The 16,238-nt window shown below is 50.2% G+C and carries 14 protein-coding genes; 4 read left to right on the top strand and 10 right to left on the bottom strand.

Annotation, left to right across the window (positions count from 1 at the left end):
* The first annotated feature begins 23 nt into the window (after positions 1-23).
* The gene (gene murQ, locus DYA43_RS02320; RefSeq protein WP_061056182.1) at positions 24-956 is read left to right on the top strand and encodes an N-acetylmuramic acid 6-phosphate etherase; all 933 of its coding nucleotides are present in this window, start codon (positions 24-26) and stop codon (positions 954-956) included.
* Here the strand turns inward: murQ and DYA43_RS02315 are convergent.
* Together DYA43_RS02315 and DYA43_RS02310 are read right to left on the bottom strand one after the other, a co-directional pair.
* Positions 953-2,752 carry a cation:proton antiporter gene (locus DYA43_RS02315; RefSeq protein WP_020430565.1) on the bottom strand — a complete coding sequence of 600 codons (1,800 nt, stop codon included), beginning with the start codon at positions 2,750-2,752 and terminating at the stop codon, positions 953-955. The genes murQ and DYA43_RS02315 overlap by 4 nt on opposite strands.
* A 22-nt stretch (positions 2,753-2,774) precedes the next feature.
* Positions 2,775-3,116: a DUF2799 domain-containing protein gene (locus DYA43_RS02310; RefSeq protein WP_024373695.1), complete on the bottom strand. Its 342-nt coding sequence runs from the start codon at positions 3,114-3,116 to the stop codon at positions 2,775-2,777.
* A gap of 239 nt (positions 3,117-3,355) precedes the next feature.
* On the opposite strand from DYA43_RS02310, the gene DYA43_RS02305 reads away from it, so the two are divergent.
* Complete coding sequence (locus DYA43_RS02305; protein WP_024373694.1) at positions 3,356-4,840, top strand: carbon starvation CstA family protein; 1,485 nt, start codon at positions 3,356-3,358, stop codon at positions 4,838-4,840.
* A 107-nt stretch (positions 4,841-4,947) separates the two neighbouring features.
* On the opposite strand, the gene ispH is transcribed toward DYA43_RS02305, so the two are convergent.
* The 6 genes from ispH to murJ all read right to left on the bottom strand — a co-directional run bounded on the left by ispH (position 4,948) and on the right by murJ (position 12,552).
* On the bottom strand, positions 4,948-5,910 hold the full coding sequence (ispH, locus tag DYA43_RS02300) for a 4-hydroxy-3-methylbut-2-enyl diphosphate reductase (protein ID WP_032081028.1): 963 nt from the start codon (positions 5,908-5,910) through the stop codon (positions 4,948-4,950).
* A 33-nt stretch (positions 5,911-5,943) separates the two neighbouring features.
* Entirely contained in the window at positions 5,944-6,390 is a 447-nt protein-coding gene (gene fkpB, locus DYA43_RS02295; RefSeq protein ID WP_020430561.1) for an FKBP-type peptidyl-prolyl cis-trans isomerase, read from the bottom strand.
* A 166-nt stretch (positions 6,391-6,556) separates the two neighbouring features.
* Positions 6,557-7,063: a signal peptidase II gene (gene lspA, locus DYA43_RS02290; RefSeq protein ID WP_020332090.1), complete on the bottom strand. Its 507-nt coding sequence runs from the start codon at positions 7,061-7,063 to the stop codon at positions 6,557-6,559.
* Between the two features lie 9 nt (positions 7,064-7,072).
* Positions 7,073-9,919: an isoleucine--tRNA ligase gene (gene ileS, locus DYA43_RS02285; protein ID WP_020430560.1), complete on the bottom strand. Its 2,847-nt coding sequence runs from the start codon at positions 9,917-9,919 to the stop codon at positions 7,073-7,075.
* Between the two features lie 63 nt (positions 9,920-9,982).
* On the bottom strand, positions 9,983-10,918 hold the full coding sequence (gene ribF / locus DYA43_RS02280) for a bifunctional riboflavin kinase/FAD synthetase (RefSeq protein ID WP_020430559.1): 936 nt from the start codon (positions 10,916-10,918) through the stop codon (positions 9,983-9,985).
* Between the two features lie 71 nt (positions 10,919-10,989).
* Positions 10,990-12,552 carry a murein biosynthesis integral membrane protein MurJ gene (gene murJ, locus DYA43_RS02275; RefSeq protein ID WP_020332088.1) on the bottom strand — a complete coding sequence of 521 codons (1,563 nt, stop codon included), beginning with the start codon at positions 12,550-12,552 and terminating at the stop codon, positions 10,990-10,992.
* A gap of 258 nt (positions 12,553-12,810) precedes the next feature.
* Here murJ and rpsT point away from each other — a divergent pair, with 258 nt between their 5' ends.
* Complete coding sequence (rpsT, locus tag DYA43_RS02270; protein ID WP_004728884.1) at positions 12,811-13,071, top strand: 30S ribosomal protein S20; 261 nt, start codon at positions 12,811-12,813, stop codon at positions 13,069-13,071.
* Positions 13,072-13,225: 154 nt separating this feature from the next.
* On the opposite strand, the gene DYA43_RS02265 is transcribed toward rpsT, so the two are convergent.
* Both DYA43_RS02265 and nhaR read right to left on the bottom strand, forming a co-directional pair.
* On the bottom strand, positions 13,226-13,522 hold the full coding sequence (locus DYA43_RS02265) for an ArsR/SmtB family transcription factor (protein ID WP_038129795.1): 297 nt from the start codon (positions 13,520-13,522) through the stop codon (positions 13,226-13,228).
* A gap of 257 nt (positions 13,523-13,779) precedes the next feature.
* Complete coding sequence (gene nhaR, locus DYA43_RS02260) at positions 13,780-14,670, bottom strand: transcriptional activator NhaR (protein ID WP_020332086.1); 891 nt, start codon at positions 14,668-14,670, stop codon at positions 13,780-13,782.
* A gap of 396 nt (positions 14,671-15,066) precedes the next feature.
* Here nhaR and DYA43_RS02255 point away from each other — a divergent pair, with 396 nt between their 5' ends.
* Positions 15,067-16,215, top strand: a complete 1,149-nt coding sequence (locus tag DYA43_RS02255; protein WP_020332084.1) for a Na/Pi symporter — start codon at positions 15,067-15,069, stop codon at positions 16,213-16,215.
* Positions 16,216-16,238: the final 23 nt, after the last annotated feature.

Here is a 16,238-nt window from a genome sequence, read left to right as displayed (position 1 = left end):
AATGACAGATATGGACAACCACCATGACGAACGATGCTCTGCTCGCTGCCCTTTCCCATCTGGTTTCTGAAGGTCGTAATCCCGACACCATGGATATCGACCTGCTTTCTTCGCAGGAAATCGTGCAGCGTCTCAATCAACAAGACAAATTAGTTCCATTAGCCGTTGAGAAAGTCCTGCCACAAATCGCACTGGCGGTCGATAAGATTACCGAAGCCTTCAAGCAAGGTGGACGCCTGATTTACATGGGCGCAGGCACCAGCGGCCGTTTAGGTGTGCTCGATGCCTCTGAATGCCCGCCAACGTTTGGCGTCTCGGATCAGATGGTGATCGGCTTGATTGCGGGCGGACGCGACGCGATGTTTACCGCCCAGGAAGGCGCTGAGGATTCTCCGCTGCTGGGTATCGATGATCTCAAAGCGATTGGCTTTAGCGCGCAGGACGTGTTGGTCGGCATAGCAGCCAGTGGTCGCACGCCGTATGTGATTGGAGCACTGGAATACGCCAACGATCTGGGCGCCGTCACCGTGGCGCTATCATGTAACCCCAACTCGCCGATTGCCGAATTGGCCAGTATCGCCATCAGTCCGGTGGTCGGCCCGGAAGCGTTAACCGGTTCAACTCGTTTGAAATCGGGCACCGCCCAGAAACTGGTGCTCAATATGCTCACCACCGCCAGCATGATTCGCCTTGGGAAAAGCTATCAAAACCTGATGGTGGACGTGAAAGCGACCAACAAAAAGCTGGTCGCACGCGCCGTAAGAATTGTTATGCAAGCAACAGATTGTGACCGCCATACCGCCGAAGCGCTGCTGGCCGAGAGTGACAACAATGCCAAGGTAGCGATTCTGATGCACCTGACTGGTGTTGATGCCGCGCAAGCCAAAGCCAAACTGTCCGACTCCGACGGTTTTCTGCGCCGCGCGATGGAAGAGGAAGAAAACGAGAGCCGTTAACGGCTCTCCTGGCTTTTCTTGATCAGGGCAACCACCGTTTCGCCCTCTTTAGCGCTGAAATTGGCGACATCGGCACACATCTGAATCCGACCACGATGGTCGACTACAAACAGCGGCAGGACATAACTCTCTTTGTGCTGCTGCTGATAATCGTCAAAAGTGAAGTTTTCGCTCAGTTTGGTGTGCTTGATTTCACCGCCCTGATTCAGCAGGCTGGCCAGTTTTTTATAACTCACCTCGCCACCTAAAAATGGCAGCCCGTGATACTCCTGCGCCACGGTGTGTTTATCACTGTTGTTACCATTGGCATTGTCATGCAGACAGAACACGCGCTTGTCACCAAAGTCGGACAGAAACTGCATACACGCCATGATATTGAAGTGTTTATCCGGACTGAGAGCCAACACGTGGCCAATCCCAATCAGGTTAAGATATTCGTCAGCGTGACTGGAGATCGGATTGCCATAATAATGCTCCAGCCCCGCCATGCGCGCCTGGCGAATGTAATCCCAGTTGGAATCGGTCAACACCACTCGACAGTCGTATTTGGCAATCGCCGCACCAATCTGACGCGCCACATCATTCGCACCGAGGATCAGGAAACCTTTCGGCGCTGGTTCAGCCACTTTCAGTGCTACGGCAACGGGTCTAGCCGTCACGCTTTGTAGCACCACGGTACCGATAATGACCATAAACGTCAGCGGTACCAGCAAGTTGGCTTCCGCCATACCAAACGAATCAAGCTTAATGGCAAACAGTGACGATATCGATGCCGCGACAATCCCGCGCGGCGCAACCCAGGCCAGAAACGCTTTCTCTTTCCACTGCAAACTGCTGCGCAGCGTGGCGAGAAAAATCGACAGCGGACGCGACACTAATTGCATCACCACAAACAAGGCCAACGCACTCCACCCCAGCACAGCGAAGTCGTCCACTTCAATCCGCGCCGCAAGCAAAATAAACAGCCCGGTGATGAGGAGGACGGTGAGGTTTTCCTTAAAGTGCAGAATATGCTGAATATTGACATCTTTGGCATTGGCCAGCCACATGCCCATGATGGTCACAGTGAGCAACCCGGATTCTGACTCCAGCGCATTGGATGCGGCAAACACGCCCAACACCACGCTCAGAACCGCAAACGGCTGCAGATATTCCGGCAAACCACCGTTGCGCAGCACATACGCCACTGCCGCGCCAGATAACACTCCCAGCCCAACGCCGACCAGCAAAATCAACCCAAACACGTGCAAGCTGTGTGCTTCACTGCTGGAGACAATAAACTCGTACACCATCACCACAAACAACGCGCCGAGCGGGTCAATCAGAATCCCTTCCCAGCGCAGAATATTGGAGAGTTTGGCGTTCGGGCGCACGGTGCGCAGCAACGGCACGATCACCGTTGGGCCGGTGACCACGGTCAAGCTACCAAACAGCAACGCAAGCGGCCAATCAAACCCCAAAAGTGCATGCGTCGCAAACGAGGTGACGCCCCAGGAGATGAGCGCGCCAAGTGACACAATGCTCCACACGGTGTTGCTTACTCCGCGAATCTCTTTGAAATTGAGGGTCAAACTGCCTTCAAACAGAATCACGGCAACCGCGAGTGAAATCAGCGGAAACAGCAACTCGCCTAACAGTTGCTGCGGATTAAGCAGTCCGGTCACTGGCCCGGCGACAATTCCCGCCAGTAACAAAAACAAGATGGCTGGCAGACGCAGTTTCCACGCCAGCCACTGACATCCCAGCCCCACGACGCCGACCGCCGCTAACGCCAGAGCGATATATTCTTCATGCATGGCTATTGTTACTCAGCGTCGATTAGTTGTTGTATTCGTTCCAACCGCGCTGCCACTCCATACGGAATTTCTGCGCTTGTTCGGTGCCTTCGCACACCCCTTCGTAGTACTGGCCGTTGACGCCCATCTGGTAGGCAAAGTTCGGGTTGCAGTACTCGTTAACTCCCTCGACGTAGCCCTGATTGTAATCGGCCTGATTGGCTTGCCCCAGTTCCGCCAACGCTTTGTTAGAACGCTGAGTATGTCCTGTTGCACCATCTTTATAGCCTATTTGATACCAGTCGCCCTGTTTAGCCAGTTCACTGTCACTGGCCGCGCAGCCCATCAGCCCAACCACGACCAACATCATCATTATTTTTTTCATTATTTACCTTTACTTAGCCATCGGATGAATCGTTCACCCTTAAAAATAGGCAATAACCACTGACTCTGCGTCACTTACCGCTAACCAATCGTTAAAAACCACTCAGCGGCGTTAAACACCACTTAATTCACTATACGACCACTGACCCGGAAACCCAATGAAGCTCGCTTATTGATAATTTAGTATCCAGTCTGAGCTTAATTCATTAACACCTAATTCAATAACAAAGGACAAACGCTATGTTGTGGTTTCTAACCTGTGTCGCTGCCTTGATTGGCGGTTACTTCATCTACGGCGCGTTCGTGGAGAAAGTATTTGGCATCAATGAGAAACGCCAAACCCCTGCCCACACGAAAACCGACGGTGTCGACTACGTTCCTATGTCTACGCCAAAAGTCTATCTTGTTCAACTACTTAATATTGCTGGTGTCGGCCCTATTTTCGGTCCGATCATGGGTGCACTGTATGGACCTGCCGCCATGCTGTGGATCGTGATTGGCTGTATCTTTGCCGGCGCAACACACGACTACTTCTCAGGCATGCTGTCAATCCGTAACGGCGGCGCCTCTGTTCCTTCTCTGTCCGGCCGCTACCTGGGCAATGGCGCAAAACACTTCATGAACATTTTTGCCATTGTTCTGCTGCTGCTGGTTGGTGTGGTTTTCGTTTCGGCGCCTGCAGGCATGATCACTAACCTGATCAACGAACAAACCAGCATGACAGTCAGCATGTCGACGATGGTCGTGATTATCTTTGCTTACTACATCATCGCTACCATCGTGCCAGTGGATAAAATCATCGGTCGTTTTTACCCACTGTTCGGCGCGCTACTGATTTTCATGTCAGTTGGCCTGATCACTGCAATCGCAGTGTCAAGCGAGCACCAGATTCTGGGCGGTTTTGAAGTCAGCGACATGCTGCAAAACATGAACCCGAACGACATGCCACTATGGCCTGCGCTGTTCATCACCATCGCTTGTGGAGCTATCTCAGGTTTCCACGCCACTCAGTCACCACTGATGGCACGTTGTATCGAGAATGAGAAGAACGGTCGCTTCGTATTCTACGGCGCAATGATCGGTGAAGGTATCATCGCTCTGATCTGGTGTGCGATTGCTCTGTCATTCTTCGGCTCACTGGACTCTCTGTCTGAAGCAGTGAAAAACGGCGGCCCTGGTAACGTAGTTTACAGCGCATCGTTTGGCCTGCTGGGCGTATTTGGCGGTATCATCGCGTTCCTGGGTGTGGTTATCCTGCCAATCACTTCAGGTGACACGGCGTTCCGTTCAAGCCGTCTGATCCTGGCTGAATACTTCAACATGGAACAGAAAACACTGCGTAACCGTCTGCTGATGGCGATGCCTCTGTTCGTGATTGGTGGCATCCTGACCCAAGTAGACTTCGGTATCATCTGGCGCTACTTCGGTTTTGCTAACCAGACAACAGCCGTAATGATGCTGTGGACTGCGTCGGCTTACCTGCTACGTCACAACAAACTGCACTGGATCACCACCATTCCGGCAGCGTTCATGACCACGGTATGTATTGCCTTCATCCTGAACAACAGCTCTCTGGGCTTTGGTATGCCAATGCAAATCTCCACCATCATCGGTGTGGTCGCAACGCTGGCAATTACCCTGTACGTAATTAAAATTTCCAAAGGCAAAGGCGAAACTGAACTGGCTGACGAAGACAAACCTTCGGGCGTCACCGAAACCGCTTAACCCTGCCACACACGCATAGCAAAAGGGCTCCCGATGGGAGCCCTTTTTTATTGATTCGTTGGATTGAATCTGCCCTCTGATACAGCAGATACAATCATCAAACTTGCTTAGTCAACCTGCTTTATTTGCAGCTCTTTGGGTACTTCAAAGAACATGTTTTCTTCCCGTCCCAGCACTTCATCCACTGAGGTTGCCCCCAGCTCTTTTATGCGGTTCAGAATCTGATTCACCAGTTCTTCTGGCGCAGAAGCGCCCGCGGTGACACCTATCTTGCTTACACCGTCGAACCACTCCGGATGAATGTCTTCCGGACAGTCCGTCAGATAACCCGGCGTTCCGAGTTTCTCGGCCAGTTCTTTAAGGCGGGTCGAGTTCGATGAGTTCTTGGAGCCAACCACGACCATCACATCCACTTCCTGAGCCAGAATACGCACCGCATCCTGACGGTTTTGTGTTGCGTAGCAGATGTCATCTTTGCGCGGCCCTTGAATCTCAGGGAACACTTCACGCAGCTTATCAATCACGTCTGCGGTTTCATCAACCGACAGCGTCGTCTGACTCACATAATGCAGGTGCGATGGATCTTTAACTTTGCTTTGCAGTGCAACCACATCTTCCGGCTTTTCAACCAGATACATACCACCCGTATCACTGGCGTATTGGCCCATGGTACCTTCGACTTCCGGGTGACCGGCGTGGCCAATCAGGACCACTTCCATATTACGGCGGCTGGCACGAGCCACTTCCATGTGCACTTTGGTTACCAACGGGCACGTGGCATCAAATACCGTCAATGCACGTTCTTTGGCTTCCTGGCGCACCGCTTGCGAGACCCCATGAGCAGAGAAAATCACAATGTTGTCGTCTGGCACTTCGTGCAGCTCTTCAACGAAAATCGCACCGCGCTGCTTCAAACCTTCAACCACAAAGCGGTTGTGCACCACTTCATGACGGACATAAATCGGAGGCTGATACATTTCAAGTGCACGCTCAACGATGCTGATGGCGCGATCAACGCCGGCACAAAAGCCGCGCGGGTTTGCTAACAGTATTTTCATGGATTTGCTCATGGTTCTCTTTCTGGCTGGCTATTCTACGGCAAGTTATTCAACAGACAAAATTTCAACGTCGAAGATCACATCTTGTCCGGCTAACGGGTGGTTGAAATCCACCGTCACTGAATCGCCAGCGATGTTGGTAATGATGCCCGGAATTTCCATACCGTCCGGTCCGCTGAACCCCATAATGGTGCCGACTTCCACTTCGGCGTCACCGACAAAGCGGGCACGATCCATATGATGGATGTTGTCTGGGTTAGGTGCGCCAAACGCGTCAACCGCCGCCAGTTCAATGGATTTACTTTCGCCCTCTTGCATGCCCAGCAGGCACTGCTCGAAGTTGTCGCTCAGACTGCCATCGCCGATCACCAGTTTGGCCGCTTTACCAAAGTTGTGAGTGCTGTCGGCCACTGAGCCATCTTTCAGCTTGATGGTAAAGTGCAGCGTTACCGCTGAGTTCTGAGTAATAGTTTTTAAATGTGTCGTCGTCACGTTCTGGCTTCCTTAATGCAAATCGAAGGTCATACCTTCGTCAATGTTCCCCTCATTTCTTACGGTGATGAGGTTGGTACAGAGTGGATTGAATCTAAACTGCTTGATAACAAAAAGCGCCCCCCGAATCAACGGGCGGCGCTTAGGGTTATTTCGGCTTAATCACTTACGCCGTCTGCTTTTTACCGCGAAAACCATCCAAAATGATCATCGCAGCACCAATACAGATGGCGCTGTCAGCGAGGTTAAACGCTGGCCAGTGGTAAGTGCCCCAGTAGAAGTCGAGATAATCGACCACAAATCCGTGCACTACCCGGTCGAACACATTGCCTACCGCACCACCGATAATGAGTGCATAAGCCATGTTATTCCATTTGTCGCTGGACGGTAGGCGGCGCATCCAGAAGGCCAACAGGCCAACCACAGCAAACGCGATACCGGTAAACAACCAGCGCTGCCAGCCTGCCTGATCACTCAGAAAGCTAAATGCGGCGCCGTAGTTATGCACGTACAGCAGATTGAAAAACGGCAGAATCTCGATGCGATTCTCCCAGCCATACCCCATGCTGTTCATCACCACCAATTTGATAGCGATATCAGCGACAAAAACAAGGAGAGCCAGCCATAGCCAGCGAACTCCCGATTGTTTAAGCGTTAATGCTTGCTGTGTCATGCAGTTCCTTTAAGCAAACTTGCGAACTTCGCCTTCACCGTCAACGTTCGACACACAACGACCACAAATAGTTTCATGGCCTTTGATGGTGCCCACGTCTGGGGTGTAGTGCCAGCAGCGATCACACTTCTCAGCTTCCGTTTTGTTCACTTGAACAAACAGACCGTCGATGTCGGTTGCCTGAGCCGCGTCGCTCTTCTCAGCCAGCGGTTTCACGTTCGCTTTTGAAGTCAGCAATACAAAGCGCAGTTCATCTTCCAGCTTGTTGATTTTGGCTGCCAGCTCGTCGCTTGCAAACAACGTCACTTCCGCTTGCAGAGAACCACCGATGGTTTTCTCATTACGCGCATTTTCCAGCAACTTGTTCACCGCACCACGAACTTTCTGAATATCAGTCCAGAATTCGTTGTTCAGCTCTTCACCTTCAGCCAGACCAAACAGACCTTCGTACCACTCATCAGCAAATACGAATTTACCGCGAGCTTCGCCGTTGGCTTGGTTAGTCGGCATTTCGTTCCAGATTTCATCGGCAGTGAACGACATGATTGGAGCCATCCAGCGAACCAGCGCTTCTACGATGTAGTACAGTGCAGTCTGACAGCTGCGCTGCGCGTTGCCGCCCAGCTTCGCGGTGTACTGACGGTCTTTGATTACATCCAGGTAGAATGAACCCATTTCAACCGAACAGAAGTGCATCAGACGCTGAACCACAGCGTGAGTGTTGTACTCTGCGTACGCTTTGACGATCTCTTGTTGAGCAGCCATTGCACGGGCAACCGCCCAACGATCCAGTGCCACCATCTCGTCAGCCGCAATGATGTCGGTTGCCGGGTTGAAGCCGTTCAGGTTCGCCAGGAAGAAACGTGCCGTGTTACGAATACGACGGTAAGAATCCGCGCTGCGTTTCAGGATTTCGTCTGAAACCGCCACTTCGCCCGTGTAGTCAGTTGATGCCACCCACAGACGCAGAATGTCTGCACCCAGTTTGTTGGTCACGTCTTTTGGCGCAACCACGTTACCAATCGATTTCGACATCTTACGGCCTTGGCCGTCAACCACGAAACCGTGCGTCAGTACTTCTTTGTAAGGTGCTTTGCCCTTCATCGCGATCGATGAAATCAAAGAAGACTGGAACCAGCCACGGTGTTGGTCAGAACCTTCCAGGTACATATCCGCTTCCGCGCCATGGAACTCTTCACGGTTATCAACCACCGCATAGTGAGTCACACCTGAATCAAACCAAACATCCAGGGTATCCAGTACTTTTTCGTACTGTTCAGCGTCATCGCCCAGCAGCTCAGCGGCGTCTACATCCCACCAAGCCTGAATGCCTTTCTGTTCAACCAGTTGAGCGACTTTTTCAATCAGCTCAGAAGTCTTAGGATGCAGCTCTGCGGTTTCTTTGTGAACAAACAGAGCAATTGGCACGCCCCATGTACGCTGACGTGAGATACACCATTCAGGACGGCCTTCCACCATACCTTCGATACGGCTTTGACCCCAATCCGGCATCCATTTCACGCCTTTAATCGCGCTGAGTGCGTTCTCACGCAGACCCGCTTGATCCATCGATACGAACCATTGTGGTGTCGCACGGAAGATGATAGGTGTTTTATGGCGCCAGCAGTGTGGGTAGCTGTGCTCGTAAGCATGGTGATGCAACAGTGCGCCGTGCTCTTTCAGCACTTCAATCACAGCATCGTTGGCTTTAAATACATGTTGACCCGCAAACAGTTCAGTATCTGGCAGATAAACACCGTTTGAACCCACAGGGTTGGCGACTTCCAGACCGTATTTCTGACCGACTGCAAAGTCTTCCTGACCGTGGCCAGGAGCCGTGTGAACCACACCTGTACCAGAATCTGTGGTGACGTGATCGCCCAGAATTGCCGGTACAGTGAAGTTGTAGAACGGATGGTTGAACTGAGACAGTTCCAGATCCGCGCCTTTGGCAAAACCGAGGAAATGGAAATGTTCGACACCCGCACGATCCATCACAGATTTCGCCAGTTCAGACGCAACGATGATACGCTCCGGTTGCTCACCTTCGATTTGGATCAGCACGTATTCCAGATCGTCACGCAGACATACTGCGCGGTTTGCCGGCAGTGTCCATGGAGTGGTGGTCCAGATAACGATGGATACGTCACCTTTACCTTCGTGACCTTCGGTCAGGGTAAATTTAGACAGCAGCGCCGCTTCGTCGGCCGTTTTGAAACGAACGTCGATAGACGGAGACACTTTATCTTTGTATTCCACTTCCGCTTCAGCCAGCGCACTACCACAATCGGTACACCAGTGAACTGGTTTGAAACCTTTCAGCAGGTGGCCGTTGTCGGCAATTTTACCCAGCGCGCGAATGATGTTCGCTTCGGTTGAGAAATCCATGGTGCGGTACGGTTTGTCCCACTCACCCAAGATACCCAGACGCTTGAAGCCTTCTTTCTGGCCTTCAACCTGACCCGCTGCGTACTCGCGACATTTTTCACGGAATTCAGCCGCGGTCACTTTCTGACCAGGCTTGCCCACTTTCTTCTCTACCATCAGTTCGATTGGCAGACCGTGGCAGTCCCAACCCGGGATGTAAGGTGCGTCAAAACCTGAAAGTGTTTTGGATTTAATAATAATGTCTTTAAGAATCTTGTTTAGTGCGTGACCAATGTGAATATCACCGTTGGCATATGGAGGGCCATCGTGCAATACGAAAGATTTTTTGCCTTTTTTTGCTTCACGGATTGCACCGTAAAGATCTTCTTTGTACCAACGTTCAAGCATTTCTGGCTCACGTTTAGCCAGATCGCCGCGCATTGGAAACCCTGTTTCAGGTAAGTTCAGGGTATCTTTATACTCACTCATCGATTCTTAATTCCGTTATATTGGGCGAAGTTAGACATTATGTTAGCCGGTGGAATCATCCGGTTAACCCTTAAGCTGACGCAGCCACACCCTTGCTGCCTCAGCATCCAATTCTATTTGTTGTTTGAGTGCTTCAAAGGACTCAAACTTATGTTCGTTGCGCAGTTTATGTAAAAGTGCGACTTCCAGCTGTTTGCCGTACAAATTGCCATGAAAGTCGAATAAATGCACTTCTAATTGTTGGCGAACCCCATTTACCGTCGGACGCTGGCCAATATTGGCTACACCGCCGACAGGTTGCTCACCTAACCCATATGCTTCCACCACGTACACACCAGAAACTGGCGACACACAACGCTTGAGCGGAATATTGGCCGTCGGAAAACCGATGGTCCGTCCGAGTTTACGCCCGTGAGACACGCGCCCGCTGATACTGTAATCGCGGCCTAGCATGTCTGCGGCCACGGCCAGTTCATCAGCGGCTAAGGCCTCACGAATTGCCGTACTGCTGACACGCAGTTTCTGTAAACAGAAGCTCTGGGTACTCACCACTTCAAAGCCGTATTCACGTCCTGCCTGTTCCAGCATAGCAAAGTTACCTTTGCGCCCCTGGCCAAAGCAGAAATCGTCGCCAACGACCAAAAACTTAACACCCAAACGAGTGACCAACAAGTCACGGATAAACGCCTGTGCATCAAGGTTGGCGAAGTGATGGTTGAAGTTCACACACAATAGACGATCAATATCCAGTTTGCCGAGTTGGACAAACTTATCTCTCAATCTTGTTAACCGAGCCGGAGCCTTATCTTTTAAGAACAGCTCCATAGGTTGCGGTTCAAAGGTCATCACGACCGAAGGCAGGTTCAGCGATTTCGCTCGCTCAGAGACCTGATCTAATACCTGTTGATGTCCCAAATGGACACCATCGAAGTTACCTATGGTCAATACACAGCCATGATGGCGTGGTTTGATGTTATGAATACCGCGAATCAATTCCATTGGAATACGCTTAAAACCTATAGTTCTCAATTATCTTGGTGTGAAACCGACGGATTATAACCTAATCAGCGTTAATCTGTCGCCGCTTTTAAATCTTTTAAACGGACGCCCAGCACCAGGGCGGTGACTAAATATACAATCGCGCCGAGTGCGATCAGCCCTGTCAGCGTCAGAGCCCGTTGCGTCAGCCCCCAACTCAGCCAGACCGACATCGATTCCATCTGCCACAAAATGGCCGCGACCATCGCACCGCCAGCGATCAACAGTCGGATAATATAGCCAACCGTGCGCGCGCTAATCACGTAAACACCTTGTTTGTGCAAACCGCGATACAGCAGTGCCATATTAATAAAGGCCGACAATGCCGTTGCCGCCGCCAGACCGACATAACCATAGAACCAACCAAAGATAGCGTTAAACACAATATTGCTCAGCATCGCGATGATACCAAAGCGCACAGGTGTTTTCGTATCCTGACGCGAGTAGTAGCCCGGCGCCAACACTTTGATCAGCATGAAATTGAGCAACCCCGCTGAATACGCCAGCAGCGACATCGACGCCATGTGCACGTCATCAGGAGTAAACTCGCCGCGCATAAACAGCACCATTAACATCGGTTTCGCCAACACCATCAAGCCAAGCATGGCAGGCACACCAAGCAGAATCACCATCCGTACGCCCCAGTCCATGGTATGGGCAAAGCCATCGCTGTGAGCATCTACATGCTTGCGCGACAGCGCGGGCAGTATTACGGTTGCAATCGCAATACCAAACAGCCCGAGCGGAAATTCCAGCAAACGGTCGGAATAATAGAGCCAACTGATGGAACCCGTTTGCAGAAAACTCGCCACAAACGAATCAAATAACAGGTTGATTTGACTCACCGAAACCCCGAATAGCGCTGGAATCATCAGTGTGCGAATTTTCACCACCCCAGGATCTTTCCAGCCCCATTTTGGTCTGACTAACACGCCAGCTTTGATCAAAAAAGGTAGTTGGAACAAAAACTGAACCAAGCCGCCTAAAAATACACCAATTGCCAAACCAATCTCAGGCTGATCCAGTAGCGGCGAGATATACCATGCCGACAGAATCATCATGACGTTGAGAAAGACGGGCGTAAAGGAAGAGACCGCGAACTTACCCAGCGTGTTCAGTACCGCGCCTGACAGTGCGACAAAGGTAATGAACCATAAATAAGGAAAGGTAATTTTTAACAGCAGACTGGCGAGCTCAAACTTCGGCGCCGCCGGGCCATCATTGAGCCAATCCAGAAACCACCCCGCACCAAACAGCGCAGTTACCACGCCAGAGAATACCACGCCCAATACAGTCACGATGGTGACCAATACCCCCAGCGTGCCCGCTGCACGGGCAATCAGTTCACGGGTTTTATTGATATCCCCTGACGCATGATATTCCGTCAGGACCGGAACAAAAGCTTGAGAAAAAGCCCCTTCTGCAAACAGACGGCGCAGGAAGTTGGGAATGCGGTTGGCAAAAAAGAATACATCAGCGCTGGCGCCTGCACCCATCAGGTTGGCGACGACAATGTCGCGCACCAATCCCAAGACGCGCGAAATCAACGTCATGGCACTGACAATCATGCCTGACTTGAGTAAGCGTTTACTCACGGTAACCTCGAAAAATACGCTAAAACAACATTATCTTTCTTCACCGGGAAATAATGTCAGTGAGAGATCAGATAAGTATTAGCATTGGCAAAAAAATACTGTTAGAATCCCCGCCATCTTAACCGCGAAGACCTTCCGATTCCAAACTTGTTTGGCCTAGATGGGTTTTTGCACAAATCATTTGACAATTAAGTGCAAATAGGGGATATTTCCGGCCCTTAAATTGTCACCGAACTAAAGTTTTTGGGAGTTAGACCCTTGGCAAACTGTAAATCTGCTAAGAAGCGCGCTATCCAATCTGAGAAACGTCGTCAGCACAATGCTAGCCGTCGTTCTATGATGCGCACTTACATGAAGAAAACTGTTGCTGCAATCGCTGCAGGCGACAAAGAAGCTGCAACTGCTGCATTCGCAGTAGTTACACCAATCCTAGACCGTATGGCAACTAAAGGCCTTATTCACAAGAATAAAGCAGCTCGTCATAAGTCTCGTTTCGCTGCTGCTATCAAAGCTCTGTAATTTGAGCCTGATATCCCAGTGATAAAAAAAACCGGCATTCGCCGGTTTTTTTATTGCTTGTGTTTGCAGAAAACCAAAGTTCTTACTCTTTATTCTTTGTAACTATCGTTATAGGCGTAGTGAACAGAATAAAAACTTCAGTCAGACATCCTTGTCAGCTCTTGCAGTATAAATTGTGAAGCAATTCGATCATCGATTTCACTTCATCACTGCTGAGTGTGTAGTACACGGTTTGCGCTTCTTTGCGCGTCTCCACTAAGCCATCCCTTCTTAGCCAAGCCAGGTGTTGCGATAACGCTGATTGACTCAGTTCCAGCTTGCCACACAATTCCCCCACGGAAAGTTCCTGGTTGTGCAACAAGCAAAGAATCTGCAGACGTCTCTCATTCGCCATGGCTTTTAGTAACACCACTGCTTGGGCGGAGTTCTTTTCCATTTCTTGTAGGTTCACGAGTAAGCCCCCTTGAAATAACCGCTTAAGCGCTACTCTCGCACATCATGTTAGTGCCTGATTGCCTTCCTTCAGCGGCAAGTTACCTCGCAACGCCCATTATTATGGTGGTTCATGATCGGATGAACGATCAGACAGCAACGAACACAGAGTATGCCTAAATATGCCGATCACGTTTTCCTGTCATTACAAGACAACAGAATGCGTTTTAATCGGTTGGCGTGATAGTAATCTATTTATTAACAGTAATAAAACGCTCATTCAAACAAATTACTAAAATCTGCATCACAGACATTCTTTACCGCAGGATGTTGAATCATTCGTTCTGCGAATATCACATAATACTCTTCTTTAATTTCTTCGATCCGACTGATGAGTTGCAGCGATAGATCCTGCTCCATTTCGTTCATGTACAGCAGCGGTGCCATGAAAATCACATCCGGATGGTAACGTGCGAAAGCTTTCATCAGTGCAGCATCGTCGAACTCGCCGAGAATATTAGGTTGAATGCCCTGTCGGTCGAACCACTGGCGGACTTTGCGCCCCATGGCGGTGCGGCTACCCGGAATCAATAACTTATGCTCTTCCAGTACTGCGGGATAACGCCCCTTTTCAACATGGCCACTGGAGAAAAAGCCCATATGGCTTTCACCCAGTTTCTTACTAAATAAGCCCGGACTCTGGCTGGAGTCGACAGGACAATCGGACAAAATCATATCCAGCTTATGCTGAGACAACTGCTCAAGCAGCATTTCGTGGGTCGACTCAAAGCAGCGTAAGTGAATGCTGTTGTCATCCGGCACCGTCGTCATCAGTATTTTGCTCACCAGACGCTTGGACAGCGCATCTGCAACACCAACATCAAACAACACATTGTTACGTTGACTGTAATTGACGATATCGAGCATTTCGTAACTGAGGCCGAACATACGGTCCGCATACTTGAAAACCAATTGGCCCAGCTCGGTTGGTTCAATGCTGCGGCCGTTGCGTTTAGTCAGTTTGCCTGCCATACGATCTTCCAGCGCTTTAATTTGGCCGGTCACCGTTTGAGGAGTAAGAAACAGCGCGTCGGCAGCCTTAGTGACGGAACCCTGCTTGCACACCATCCAGAAGTAATAAAGGTGGTTGTAATTGAGATGAGACATCGAAAGCCACTCGTGATGAACAGAGTCTTGGTTATAGCAAATGAACCGACATGTCGCAATTACATCGAAATATACGAACGATACATGAATAAATGCCTTATTTTTCCGAATTACTGATTTTCCAATATGACAATTCTGACACACTCTGCTCACGATTCGTCTGTAAAACAGAGTTTAAACCCGTTCTTACCCAACAGACAAAACTGATAATAAAATGATACAAAACAAAAACTTAAAATCAAACATCAAAATAAAACCTGCCCATAAAACAGCCTAATTAACAATTCTCTCGTTTTGTTTCAGCATTGTCATATTACTGAAATATTTAACCTCTACTATCGCGCACAGATTCAACAACAGACCGAAGACGTAATAAAAAGGTCAATGGAGAAAACAATGATAAACCAAGCGACTACCACTGCCGCGCCAATCTCAGCGACTACGCGTTGGCTGCGCTGGGCAAACTTGGCTTTCATGCTGTATTTGCTACTGCTTGCGGTAGCGATGGTGGGCAGCGGATTTAAATGGGCAACGGGCGATCAAGCAAAAGTCCTGTTTGAATTTGCTTCACACCCGGTTGCGGGCTTGATGATCGGTTTGGTTGCCACGGCGCTGATTCAGTCATCCAGTACGGTCACCTCTATTATTGTTGGTTTGGTGGCTGGCGGCCTGCCAGTTGAAACCGCAATTCCTATGGTTATGGGTGCCAACATCGGTACTACCGTTACCAACACTCTGGTCAGCCTGGGTCACATGCGCTGTAAAGAGGAATTCAAGCGTGCTTTTGCCAGCGCCACTATTCATGACTTCTTTAACTTGCTGGCCGTATTCATCTTCCTACCACTGGAAATGATGTTTGGCATTCTGGAAAAAATTTCTCACTGGTTGGTTTCACCATTGTTGGCAACGGGCGACATGAGCCTGAAAGGCTTCGACTTCATCAAACCGATCACCAAACCTGTGATTGGCGCACTGAAAGGTCAGCTGTCTACATTTGGTGACACATTCGGTGGCGTGGCTCTTATCTTACTTGGTATTGCCACTATCTTTGTTGCGATAACCGTGATGGGTAAACTCATGAAGAGCCTGATGGTTGGCCGTGCGCGTGACATTCTGAAGAACGCAATTGGTCGTGGCCCTCTGCATGGTATTGCGTCGGGTACAATCGTGACGGTTCTGGTTCAGTCTTCATCGACTACCACCAGTCTGATGGTACCGCTGGTTGGCTCAGGCGTACTGAAAGTACGTGACGTTTACCCATTCACGCTGGGCGCGAACATCGGTACTTGTATTACCGCTCTGCTGGCAGCAACAGCCGTATCGGGTGAATTCGCGGTATTTGCACTGCAAATCGCTCTGGTCCACCTGACATTTAACGTGCTGGCGACACTGCTGATTTACGGCGTTCCGTTCCTGCGTGAACTACCACTCAAAGGTGCAGAAGCGATTTCAGAATGGGCAATTAAGAGCAAAGCTGTGGTTGCAGGTTACCTGCTGTCGGTATTCATCGTGATTCCGGGTATGATTCTGGCGTTCAGCTCTTAATCCGGACGAATAAGAAAAGCGCC

This window comes from Vibrio fluvialis, from assembly GCF_900460245.1.
Taxonomy (GTDB): Bacteria; Pseudomonadota; Gammaproteobacteria; order Enterobacterales; family Vibrionaceae; genus Vibrio; species Vibrio fluvialis.
This window is presented reverse-complemented; position numbering and strand designations above follow the sequence as displayed.

What these genes read in the sequence shown, in the direction of transcription:
- murQ (WP_061056182.1), top strand. Translation starts at nt 24, where the DNA reads ATGACGAACGATGCTCTGCTCGCTGCCCTTTCCCATCTGGTTTCTGAA.
- nhaR (WP_020332086.1), bottom strand. Translation starts at nt 14,670, where the DNA reads ATGTCTCATCTCAATTACAACCACCTTTATTACTTCTGGATGGTGTGC.
- ribF (WP_020430559.1), bottom strand. Translation starts at nt 10,918, where the DNA reads ATGGAATTGATTCGCGGTATTCATAACATCAAACCACGCCATCATGGC.
- DYA43_RS02305 (WP_024373694.1), top strand. Translation starts at nt 3,356, where the DNA reads ATGTTGTGGTTTCTAACCTGTGTCGCTGCCTTGATTGGCGGTTACTTC.
- ispH (WP_032081028.1), bottom strand. Translation starts at nt 5,910, where the DNA reads ATGAGCAAATCCATGAAAATACTGTTAGCAAACCCGCGCGGCTTTTGT.
- lspA (WP_020332090.1), bottom strand. Translation starts at nt 7,063, where the DNA reads ATGACACAGCAAGCATTAACGCTTAAACAATCGGGAGTTCGCTGGCTA.
- DYA43_RS02310 (WP_024373695.1), bottom strand. Translation starts at nt 3,116, where the DNA reads ATGAAAAAAATAATGATGATGTTGGTCGTGGTTGGGCTGATGGGCTGC.
- DYA43_RS02255 (WP_020332084.1), top strand. Translation starts at nt 15,067, where the DNA reads ATGATAAACCAAGCGACTACCACTGCCGCGCCAATCTCAGCGACTACG.
- ileS (WP_020430560.1), bottom strand. Translation starts at nt 9,919, where the DNA reads ATGAGTGAGTATAAAGATACCCTGAACTTACCTGAAACAGGGTTTCCA.
- DYA43_RS02315 (WP_020430565.1), bottom strand. Translation starts at nt 2,752, where the DNA reads ATGCATGAAGAATATATCGCTCTGGCGTTAGCGGCGGTCGGCGTCGTG.